The 10,657-nt window shown below is 68.4% G+C and carries 7 protein-coding genes and 2 pseudogenes; 7 read left to right on the top strand and 2 right to left on the bottom strand.

Translation table 11 applies throughout. The annotated features are described in order from the left end of the window. Positions 1-84: 84 nt before the first annotated feature. On the bottom strand, positions 85-1,356 hold the full coding sequence (locus ACRX5W_RS16960; RefSeq protein WP_436788992.1) for an IS701 family transposase: 1,272 nt from the start codon (positions 1,354-1,356) through the stop codon (positions 85-87). Positions 1,357-1,580: 224 nt separating this feature from the next. Here ACRX5W_RS16960 and ACRX5W_RS16955 point away from each other — a divergent pair, with 224 nt between their 5' ends. From ACRX5W_RS16955 to ACRX5W_RS16945, 3 genes are read left to right on the top strand one after another with little or no spacing between them, the layout of a single operon-like run. Continuing rightward, entirely contained in the window at positions 1,581-1,886 is a 306-nt protein-coding gene (locus ACRX5W_RS16955) for a hypothetical protein (protein WP_436788991.1), read from the top strand. A gap of 7 nt (positions 1,887-1,893) precedes the next feature. Further along, the gene (locus tag ACRX5W_RS16950; RefSeq protein WP_436788990.1) at positions 1,894-2,985 is read left to right on the top strand and encodes a DUF6973 domain-containing protein; all 1,092 of its coding nucleotides are present in this window, start codon (positions 1,894-1,896) and stop codon (positions 2,983-2,985) included. After that, a complete protein-coding gene (locus tag ACRX5W_RS16945; RefSeq protein WP_436788989.1) occupies positions 2,982-3,551 on the top strand; it encodes a hypothetical protein in 570 nt (189 codons plus the stop codon). The genes ACRX5W_RS16950 and ACRX5W_RS16945 overlap by 4 nt, the downstream gene beginning before the upstream one ends. A gap of 194 nt (positions 3,552-3,745) precedes the next feature. Here ACRX5W_RS16945 and ACRX5W_RS16940 read toward each other — a convergent pair whose 3' ends face one another. Further along, entirely contained in the window at positions 3,746-5,848 is a 2,103-nt protein-coding gene (locus tag ACRX5W_RS16940) for a GmrSD restriction endonuclease domain-containing protein (protein WP_436788988.1), read from the bottom strand. A 301-nt stretch (positions 5,849-6,149) separates the two neighbouring features. Here ACRX5W_RS16940 and ACRX5W_RS16935 point away from each other — a divergent pair, with 301 nt between their 5' ends. The 4 genes and pseudogenes from ACRX5W_RS16935 (at position 6,150) to ACRX5W_RS16920 (ending at position 10,453) form a co-directional block, all read left to right on the top strand. Further along, on the top strand, positions 6,150-7,778 hold the full coding sequence (locus tag ACRX5W_RS16935; RefSeq protein WP_436788987.1) for a serine/threonine-protein kinase: 1,629 nt from the start codon (positions 6,150-6,152) through the stop codon (positions 7,776-7,778). Between the two features lie 370 nt (positions 7,779-8,148). Then, positions 8,149-8,526, top strand: a pseudogene (locus ACRX5W_RS16930) (hypothetical protein); the annotation flags it as partial. 716 nt (positions 8,527-9,242) lie between these two features. Then, positions 9,243-9,461 (top strand): annotated as a pseudogene (locus tag ACRX5W_RS16925) (3'-5' exonuclease); the annotation flags it as partial. 152 nt (positions 9,462-9,613) lie between these two features. After that, positions 9,614-10,453: an aldo/keto reductase gene (locus ACRX5W_RS16920; protein WP_436788986.1), complete on the top strand. Its 840-nt coding sequence runs from the start codon at positions 9,614-9,616 to the stop codon at positions 10,451-10,453. Positions 10,454-10,657 lie beyond the last annotated feature (204 nt).

Genomic DNA, 10,657 nt, shown 5'->3' with positions numbered 1-10,657 from the left:
CCCCCCCCCCCCCGCCTTCGCGTGGGCTGAGTATGCGTCAGTTTGTCGGGGCCGGCTCCTTAATACTCCAGCCGCACTTCGTGATCACGTACTGAGTCGTGCCTGGTAGTGGGCTTTTCGGGCTCGGGCTTGGTGTTGTCTGCGCCAGTCGGACCAGGCCAGGACGAGTGTTGCGGTCGTTGCCGGTGTGAGGAGTAGGGCGCCGACCAGGCGGCGGATTTCGTTGACGGTCAGCCTGATCCGGCCGCTGCCGGGGTCGTCGGGTTGTTCGGCCGCGGCGACGGCGAGGATGGCCAGGGCGAGCATCGTGAGGGTGATGTGGCGGTTCCAGGAGCGGTGGTTGCGGACTTGGTAGTGGTCCAGGCCGACGCAGCCTTTCGCGGCCTGGAACAGCTCCTCGATGGACCAGCGGATCCCGGCGACCCGCACCAGCGCGGGCAGCGGGACGGGTTCGGGGGTGAAGCAGCGGTAGAACGCCATTTCGCCGGTGGTGCGGTTGCTTCGGATGAGGAGTTGGCGGCGGTGTCCGTCGCCGTCCAGGGCGATCCACGCCCAGCGGTAGCGGCGCGGACCCTTCGCGCCGTCGCCGGCGCTGTGGGTGTGCCATGCGGAGGCCGGCAGCGCGGCGGCGGCCTTGTCCGCCCTGACCGGGGTGCGCCCGCCGTTGATCCGCACCCGGGTCGAGCAGGCGACGGCGAGGACGTAGCCGACACCGCGGTCCTCCAACTCGCCGCGCAGGCGGGGGTCTTGGCCGTAGACCTCGTCGCCGGTCACCCACCGCGCGGGGACGCCCGCGTCGAGGGCGGCGGCGAGCATGTCCGCGGCGAGGCGCGGCTTGGTCGCGAACACCGCCTCGGGCGGGATCCCGGCCGCCTCACGGCGGCCGGGATCGTCGCACCAGCCGTGTTCGGGCAGGTAGAGGCGCCGGTCGATCAGCGCGCGACCGTGTCTGGAGGCGTAGGCGAGGAACACCCCGACCTGGCAGTTCTCGATCCGTCCGCCGGTCCCGGAGTACTGCCGCTGCACGCCCGCCGAGTGCATGCCCTTCTTCAGGAAGCCGGTCTCGTCGACGACGAGCACCCCGCCGGGGTCGCCGAGGTGTTCGACGGCCAGGTCGCGTATGTCGTCGCGGACGCCGTCCTCGTCCCACCGGGCCGAGCGCAGCAGCCGCTGCATCGCGTCCGGCCGGTGGTGCCCGGCCTGCTCGGCCAGCCACCAGCAGTTCTTCCGCTCCACCGACGACAGCAGCCCGGACACGAACTCCCGTGCCGTCGAACGCGGTTCAACCCGGAAGAACCGACCCGCCACCCGTGCCATCACCTCGTCGAACCGCACACTCCAGCGATCAACGTCCACTAATCTGTGGCCCGCGGCCACCGCCTGATCAGATCGAGTCCACACACCTCGCCAAGATCACGCGGTGGCCGCACCGGTTCCCGAGGCCATCACGAAGTGCGGCTGGAGTACTAATTCGTCCTTTCTTGGCTCGCTATGCTGCCTATCGGGGGTCGCGTTGACGCGTACGTCGCCAGCTCCGCTCGACGCAACATCCACGGGAAGAGACGGGGGAACAAGCGGGAATGTCCCAAGGATTCGAGGTGAGCCCCGCCGAACTGGCGACGGCACACACCAAAGTGACCGAAGCCGCCGCAGTCGCCCGGAACGCGGGCTCCGGCATCGCGGCGGTGGGCCGAGCCAAGACGAACACCGCCACTGCCCAGTCCTCCCTGGAGCGCCAACTGTCGCGTCTCGCCGACGAGCACGGGTTGGTCGCCCGTGACCTGGACCGCCTGGCCGTCTCGGTGTCCGCGAACGTCACCGGTTACACCCAGGCGGAAGTGACAAATAGAGCGTCGATGCAAACCATCCGCGACGTGCTGGGATGAGGCGCTCATGGCCGCTCCTCAGGACGTCATCCCAGGAGATCCTGTCGGCCTCCAAACCGTCGCCGATCAGGTGTTGATCGCGGCGCTCGGAGCCGCGCGCAGTGCTCAACTGCTCACTGAGGTGGGTTCCTCCACCACCGGCTGGCAGGGACAGGCAGCGCAAGGGTTCCGCGAGTCGTTGGCGGCCTCCGGAGCTCGGCTCGGTCAACTCGACACGCAGGTCGGGCACTTCGTCACCACTGTCTACGCCTACGCGGAAGGATTGCGAGAGGCGCAGAACATCGTGTTGCGGTGCCTGGAGATCGCTGATGCGTTCGGGGTGCCCTGGACGGAAGTCGAGCGTGCCGCATTCGAGCCGACAGTGCTCGACAAGCTGCCGGCCGGCGCCGGTACCGAGGCCGAGCTGCACACCCGCGCCGGGTTGGTCGCGGAGTTCCAGGACACCGTCGTGAAAGCTCGGCTCAGGGCGATGCGAGCCAACGTCGACTTCGTCGATGCCATGCGCGTCCCGTTGTCGGAGATCCAGCACCGCTATCAGGTATCTGACGACTGCGTCCAGAAGGCCCCGTTCGAAGCGAACTTCGTCGAGGACCGCGTTCCGCAGCTCAACGGATACCGCCCCGGGAACGAGCAGGCGATGATCTTGGATCTGAGCAGCGAAGAGCGCGCGAAGTACATGCTCATCTCCAACCAGGCCTGGGAGGAATGCCGAAAGCGCTTCCCCGGCCAGGGTGAACTCGACGGCTACGCCGACGCGTTCTGGCACTCGTACTGGAACGCCCTGTTGGCCAGAAATTTCGGCCAGGAGTGGACAGAGAAGTACACAACTGCACACGAGATGGTTGTCGACAAGTCAGCCGCCGATCAGAAAAGCGAATCGATGGACCTCCACAACAATGAAGTCGGCCGGACCGTTGCCGCCGAGATGGCGGGCAAGCCGCTCGACGAGGTCGCAAACGCGATCGAATTCGCGGTCAGAAGCGGCCGAACGGTGGTGGTGGGGCAGGACGGCAACCTCTACTACAGCGACCAAGTCGCAGCGGACGGGACCATCCGTGCGGACAGGGAGGGCAAGACACCCTCGTACGATCTCCCGTGAGCACCGGCGAGCGGGAGAGCTTTCGCAGCAGGTTCGGCCCTGTGCTACAGGGCATTGTGCTGGGGCTTGTCCTTACCCCTATCGTGCTGTTCGGAGCGCTCTACGTCTTTTCCGATGGTTTCCGGGAACTCGTCCGCAGCGAGCGCGAATCCAATCGGGATAATCGCTTCCATCACCGCGCGTACGACGAACTTTGCGAAGACGGTTCGCTGTTGCTCGCCGATGTGGCGGGCTTCGCGTGGGACGAGGTGTATCTCGACGCCGACGAATCCTGGCTGGTATCCCGATTCGGGAAGGAAGCCCAGATTCCGGCGGCGTCGGACGGCGGGCAACCCGGCTACGTCTTCGTCAAGGACGGAAAAGTAGTTCGTGTGATCCCGATCAGCGGCGCGTTGTACATCGAGCCCTCCAACCGCGCCTGGCCCCGAACCGTGCGCATCGAATTCGCACCGCCCACGTCGGAGGGCGGCATCACGTTGCCGGTGGTCCCGGTGGTTGGGCCGGTGGTTCCGGTCGACCCGGCTCTGGTCGCGAAGGGGTGCGGGGCGTTCGAGAGTTACCGGTGACGCCGCGTGGGGGTGGGGTACGCGGGACGGGTGGAGCAGGGGCGTTCGCGCACCTGTGAAGTTCGCTTCGAAGGCGCACCGGGTTTCGGTCGTCTTGCCATCACCGTGCCAGAGCTGCTCGCACTGTCGGCCCGGCCCTGAGGCAAGGGCGTCGACATCTGCAAAGGAACATGCCCTTGGCTCAACGTCGGCTTTTATTGATTCGAAGCCCGGTAGCGTGCCCGCAGTTCGTCGAGCAATACCGGGCCCTCGTCCGGTAGATGGGCGATCCAGAAACCCCATCCGCCACGGTGGCCTCCGCCGATGACCGCCTGCGCGGCCGGTGTGGGCGTCTCGTATTCCACGCCGTCGAGGACGATGTTGCCGTCGGCGTTCACGTGCGCCTCGGCCCGGTGGGACGACGGTTTGGGGGTGAGCCGTGTCCCGGCCTTGAGCAGCCCGCTCGTCAGCAGGTCGGCGATCGTGACCCAGGTGCTTTCGGAGGCCCGTTGGGCGGGCACGGCCCGTGTCGGTGCCGGGTACTCCGGCGCGTAGCCGCTGTCGCCGAGCTTCTCGAACGCGTCGCGGACGACCTCCGCGATGAGCTTCCGCCGTGCCGACAGGAAGTCGTCGTACGGCATGTTCTCCCAGTCTTCCGGAAGCGCGTGCCAATAGCGCTGCCGGGCGATGCGATCCTCGTCCAGGGGATTCGCGGCGAGCTGCTTGGGCCAATATTCCGACGGAGCCGAATCCGAAATCTTCAGGTTCACGTTCCACTCGACCAAGGCCATATTGGCGACCTGGTTGATCCGCTGGACCTCGCGAATGCCCTGCTTCTTCAGGTGGTTGCGCGGAAAGAGATGGTGCCGTTCGACGCCCTTGCGCAGCAGGATCGCCGGATCGAGGCGGCTGCGGATCTTGCCCGTCGACAGCAACGTGTCCGCGTCGAGGATGTTGAGCGCGGCCGTGTACGCCAGCCAGGCGGGAGGCCTGGCGCTCGACGCGTCCAGGCGGTTCGGCAGTGCGATCCGCCAGAAATCGGGTGTCAGGGTGTCGTCCACGATGCGGTTCAGCGCCGCCACGTAGCCGGCGGGGTCCCCGGCGGTGACGCCCTGAAGTCGGTGGAAATCCTGTTCGACCTGCGTCTCGAAGGATCCGGAGTAGCGTCCTGTCAGCTGCGCCATGAAGAACCACCGGGCGATCACTTCCCGAAGGCGGTCCACCGGAACGCCGTATTCCACGCGACCGAGGAGCCACATGACGTAGCTGAACACCACGGCGTTCTCGGAAGAGATCATCGCCCCGCCGCGGAAGCCCGCGCGTTCGAGGCATTGCAGGAACTCGTGCCAGTTCGTGAGGTCGAGAACCTGTTTCTGGGTGGCTTCCAGGCGCTCGAACCGCTCCTGTCGCAGCGCCGGGGACAGTTCACCCGTCTCCGCATCGCGACCGCGCAGCACCGCGTACACCTGCTTGAGCACCGCGCGACGCAGCGCCACCGCGGTGGTCACCCGCAGCAGTTGGTCCGGTTCGGGCTCGATATGCCAATTGAACGGGGAGGCCCCGGTGAGCGACGGCTGCCGGGCCGCGTCGCAGAACGCCTCCAGGTCGCGGCGGCCCTGCTGCCAGTGCACCGACATCAGAGTCAGGATGAAGTCGGCCTGCTTGAGCTGGACTCCGTTGTTGTTGATCCGTACGAAGATCTCCGCGACCTGCTCCGCGTCGACGGCCTCATTCAGCTCGACGATGCGGAACAGATAGCCGCTGAGCGCCTGGACTCTGCTCAAGGCGACCCCGAGATGGCTGCTCTCGGACTGGTCGAGCGGTCGCTTCGTGACCAGGCGGGTGAGGAACTTGCGCTCGACCTCACGGGGTTCGCTCTCGTTCCAGAGCGCGCTGATGTCCGGCAGGCACTCCGGGTCGTTGTCGGTGGCCGCGTCCGCAACGGCGAAGGTCTCGTCCTTGGGGCGGAACGCGATACGGATCGGCCCCCTGGAGAAGTCTTTGCGCACGACATGCTCGCCGGTCAGTACCGCGTACAAGGCCGTGAGCCGCTGTTGCCCGTCGACCACGAGGAACCGAGGGGAGCGTTCCTTGCTCTCGGTCCCGATCTGCCGTGCGGCGGCATCGGCGCCGGTCTCCCAGAACAGCAGCGATCCGATCGGGAAGCCCTTGAGCAACGAGTCGAACAGATCACGGACTTGCGCTGCCGACCACACGAACGGGCGTTGCAGCTCGGGAAGCGCGATCTCGCCGCGTTTGATGTTTCTTACGAGGTGCGAGATCGGATCCGTCGTCTCACTGAACAACTCCTTGCCCACGCGCAAGGCCCCCTTTGATGATGCGCCGGAAAGCGTGAGGCTAGTGCACGTGGGCCGTTCGCGAAGGTGCTTCGTGTCCTTCCGAAGGTCTGGTGTGAGGCCATGGAGTTTTCTGCGCCTGGCAGTTCGCGACTGTGGGTGTAGTCCGGTCCGGCCTGCGGTTGACGCAAACGAGTGACGGCGTCGAGCGCGTCCACGAAGAGCCGAGCACCCGATGAGGCCTGTGGGCACACCGACCCACGGCGTGATCCCGTTGGCCTAGGCTGTGTGGCCGGGTGCGTCGGCGGCTTGCGGGGGATGCGTGGCGGAGAGGTTGGAACCCGGTGATCCCGAGGTTGTCGGGCCGTTCCGGTTGATCGCGCGACTCGGTGCCGGCGGGATGGGCCAGGTGTTCCTGGGGGTGTCGGGGGCGGGGCGGCAGGTGGCCGTCAAGCTCATCCATCCCGACATCGCCCGGCGCCCCGGCTATCGGGAGCGGTTCCGGCGTGAAGTGGCTCTGGCGGAGAAGGCCGGTGGCTTCTGGACGGCACCCGTGGTCGACGCCGATCCCGATGCCGAAACGCCCTGGGTGGCCAGCCAGTACGTCCCCGGCGTGCCGCTGGAAGACCACATCACCGCGCACGGCCCCATGCACGGGCCGTCCCTGTGGAGGCTCGGCGCGGGGCTTGCCGAAGCCCTTGTGCCGTTCCATCGCGTCGGGCTGGTCCACCGCGACCTGAAGCCGTCGAACATCATCCTGGTCGAAGACGGGCCGCGCGTCATCGACTTCGGCATCTCGAAGGCTCTCGAAGAGGGAGACGGCACACCGTTGACGGCCACAGGGGCCGTGGTGGGGACGCCCGGCTTCATGTCGCCGGAACAAGCGCTCGGGGACAAGGTCGGGCCGCCGACGGACATTTTCTCGCTCGGTGCCGTTCTGGTGTTCGCGGCCACCGGACACCGTCCGTTCGGCGGCGGCTCGGTGCACGCGCTGCTGTTCCGCGTGGTGAGCCAGGAACCACAACTGACGGGCGTACCCGAGGACTTGCTGCCACTGGTTCGGCAGTGCCTCGCCAAGCAACCTGCGGACCGTCCGACTGCGGTGTCCCTCGCGACGGTTTTCGCGCAGGGTGGCGAGGCGGTCCAGGCGGCCGGGGGTGCGGACGTTCCGCCTGCGGCACTTGGCATCGGACAGCCCGCGGCGCCTCCGGTCGACATCAGCCAACAGGCACACCCGCGCGCCGATCCGGGGCCGGATGCCGAGACGCGACGGGTCGCCGCAGCCGCGACGACATCGGAGACGCAAGGGGTCCCACCCCCGCCGCCGACGCGCGCGCTTCCGTCCGAGCCGACGGCCGCGGCCGTGTCCGTACGCGGAACCGCGCCCGCGCCTCCGCCGAATCCGCCCTCCGTCGCGCCCGCGCCGACCGGGCACGAATTCGCCGTGGAGGACGGCGGGGGAGCCGTCTTCCGGCGCCGGCTGCGGCGCCCCGCTTTGTGGTCGTTGTTCTTCATCACCGCGTTCTGGGTGCTCTTCGCGGTGTTGGGGGAGCCGGTGGCGGGTCTGTTCGTCGGTTGCTTTTTCTCCGCCTTCGGGTTCGTGCCGAGGTTGATCGGAGCCCTGCCTCTGCTCGTGCGCGGTTCCCTTGACCTCGGGCGCCAAGGGATCATGATGCGGCTCGGTGACAGTACGTTGTCGGTGCCGTGGCGGGACGTGTCACACGTGTCCTACAAGCGCGATGGCTTGTCGCTCAGGCTGGCGGTCACGCTCGCCGCCGATTCCGCCGTGAGTGTGCCGGGCCCGCTGAGGCGTCCCGGGACGAAGGACCCGCACGAAGCGGAGTATCTCCTGCTCTCCTGGAGCGAGGACGAGGCCCACGAGCGTGCGGCCTGGTTGCACACCGCGTTGGCGTCGTTCGCCGGCGCCGCGTTCCGGGCTGCCGAGCGGTAGAGAGGCGCGAGGTCGGGGTGACCGGTGAGGCCAACGAGGCGGTCCCCCTGGCGAGATCCAACCGGACGGCTAGGCTCTCCCGGTGGTCTTGGTGGAGGGGGCGAGGACGGTGCGCGGTCGGGGGAGCACTTTCGGGTGGGGGTGGCGGCGCCGGAGTGCCCGCGTCCGACGGGGCGCTGGGGATGTGGTCGACCGCCGCGTTTCGCTTCGTAGCGGGACGGCGGTGACCGCGCCGTGAGGCCCACGCTCGAAGCACGCGCGCTGAAGGCGAGCCTGCTGCAATACCTGTCGACGACATACGCGCTTACCGACGAAGGCGTGCGCAGCGCGCTCGAAGCGTTCCTCGGGGACGACGAACAGGGCATGTTCCGTGGGCCGTTCCTGCGGATCCGCACGCCGTTCGCGCGGGCGGACGACGGGTGGCGGGAGTTGCTGGAGTGGGTGCCGCCGGGGTTCTCGCCGTACGCACACCAGGCGCTCGCGTTCGAGCGGTTGTCGTCGCTGGGCGGCCGTACTCCGCAGGGCACCTTGGTCACGACCGGTACCGGGTCGGGAAAGACCGAATCGTTCCTTCTGCCGATCCTGGACCACTGCCTGCGTGAGAAACGTGCGGGTCGGTTCGGCGTCAAAGCTGACCGACGAACGCCGGTCGTTCCTCGTCCTGTTCGACACTCTCCCCGGGGGCACCGGCTATCTGCACCGGCTCACCGACCCGGACGCCTTCCTCGCCACCCTCCTCGCGGCCCGCGACCACCTCCTCCACTGCCCGTGCGCCGGCGAGGGCCGCAACGCCTGCCACCGGTGCCTGCTGCGCTACAGGCCGGAAGCGCACGCCGAGCAGGTCTCCCGCACGGAAGCGCTGTCGCTGGTCGAGGAGTTGCTGTTCAAGGACGCGGACTCCGAGACGGTGGACGGGTGGGCCACAACCGACGTGCCCAGCACGCGGGCGGTCGGGCTGGACGCGCAGATCGAATCCGACCTGGAGGCGCGGTTCCTCGCCCTGCTGCGCAGGTGGGCCGACGTCAGCGACGACGCGGTCCTCGACGAGACGGGCCGGGCGAGCGGGCACCTGCGCATCCGCACCGACCGCGAAGTCGTCCACTGGCGGCTGACCGCGCAGGAGCGCATGCACCACACGCGCACCGACTTCACGCTCACGCGCGCCGACGGCCCCGCGCCGAGCGTCAAGGTCTACCTCGACGGCCGTCGGTTCCACGCCGGCGCCGACCACGACGCGCCGGCCCGCGACGCGGCGGCACGCACCCGGCTGCGCGCCGACGGCCACACCGTGTTCCAGCTCACCTGGTACGACCTGGAACTCTTCGAAGGGCGAAGCCGGTGCGCCGATCCTGTATGGCCGCCGTACGCGGGCATCGGACAAGACGCGGCGAAGACGGCGTACGAGCACTTCGGCGGCAACCGCGCGGAGTTCGCCGACCTGGTGTTCGCCAACCCGGTCGCCACGGCCTGGAATACCAGCTCCTCGCCATCGTCACCGCGAGTGACGGCATCGTCCCGCGCGCGGCCATCGAGCGCTACCGCACCGACGACCCCGCCCGCTACCGCCGCGAACGCCGCAAGGCTCGCTCCCTGCTCTTCGTCGCCACCACGCGTGCCCGCGACGCCCTGTCCATCTCTTGGCACGGCCCGCCGAGTCCCTTCCTGCCCCGCGAACGCGGGTGATCGGACCGGAGCCACGCTGAGCCGGCCGACGCGGCGAACTCAGCGACCAAGGCGATTGCCGGTCTCACCGCTCGTCAGCGTCCGGAGCGTAAGCCGACCCTGGGGACAACTGCGCTGCTAGCGTTGCCGGTTGATCGAAGGGGCGGTAGGTCGTGACATCGACTGTGTTTCGTGTCGGCGGGGATCTGGAAGTGCGCAGGCTCGGGTTCGGGGCCATGCGGCTGCCGACGGAGCCGGGGCCGGCGCGCGAGGGGTCGCTCGCGGTGGCTCGGCGGGCCGTGGAACTGGGCGTCACTCTGATCGACACCGCGTACCTGTACGGCGGCGGCGCGAACGAGGAGCTGTTGGCCGAGGCGCTGTTTCCGTACCCGAAGGATCTGCTGGTCACGACCAAAGTCGGCGTCGCGCGGACGGGCCCGGCGGGTGAATGGAAGCTCGACGGGCGGCCGGCGGTGCTGCGCGATCAGGTCGAGCAGGCGCTGCGGCGACTGCGGGTCGAGCGGATCGAGCTGCTGCAACTGCACCGCGTCGATCCTGAGACGCCGCTCGCCGACCAGGTGGGTACGCTCCGCGACTTGCGTACGGAGGGCAAGATCGGCCGGATCGGGCTGTCCGAGGTCACCGTCGACGAACTCGCCCAAGCGCGGGCCATCGTCGACATCGCGAGCGTGCAGAACCGCTACAGCGTGCTCGACCGCGAACATGAGCCCGTCCTCGTGGCCTGCGAGGCGGCGGGCATCGCGTTTCTGCCCTGGCGTACTGTCGCCTGGGGCCAGGCCGGGGCGAGCGCCGAGGTCGCCGCGGTCGCGGCCGAGTTCGGCGCCACCCCCACACAGGTCGCGCTGGCCTGGCTCCTTGGCCGCTCGCCGGTCATCCTCCCGATTCCGGGCACCGCGAGGATCGACCATCTGGAGGAGAACCTCGCCGCGGAACGCGTCCACCTGAACCAGGACCACCGAGATTGCCTCGACCGCCTGAGCGCATCTGCATAGCTGCGGCGGGAGTTGCCGTGCGCCCGCCCCGAGGGATGTCACGGACCGGGCGCTCAGGGGATGAGAAGGGCGGGAGCACTCACCGACCGATGACGTTCAGCAGAACGTTCAGCACGACGTTCAGCACGGCGAGTAGGGCCCGGCGGAGCGTAGGCGGCGGTCCCGGCGATCGGCCACAACAGGTGGAGTACGCAGGCGGTTCCG

The sequence above is a fragment of the Yinghuangia sp. YIM S10712 genome, from assembly GCF_051388935.1.
Classification (GTDB): domain Bacteria; phylum Actinomycetota; class Actinomycetes; order Streptomycetales; family Streptomycetaceae; genus Yinghuangia.
The sequence above is the reverse complement of the archived record's forward strand: the minus strand, read 5'-3'. Positions and strand labels throughout refer to the sequence as shown.

Excerpts from the sequence above, each read along its gene's own strand:
- ACRX5W_RS16950 (WP_436788990.1), top strand. The coding sequence starts at position 1,894 with ATGGCCGCTCCTCAGGACGTCATCCCAGGAGATCCTGTCGGCCTCCAA.
- ACRX5W_RS16955 (WP_436788991.1), top strand. The coding sequence starts at position 1,581 with ATGTCCCAAGGATTCGAGGTGAGCCCCGCCGAACTGGCGACGGCACAC.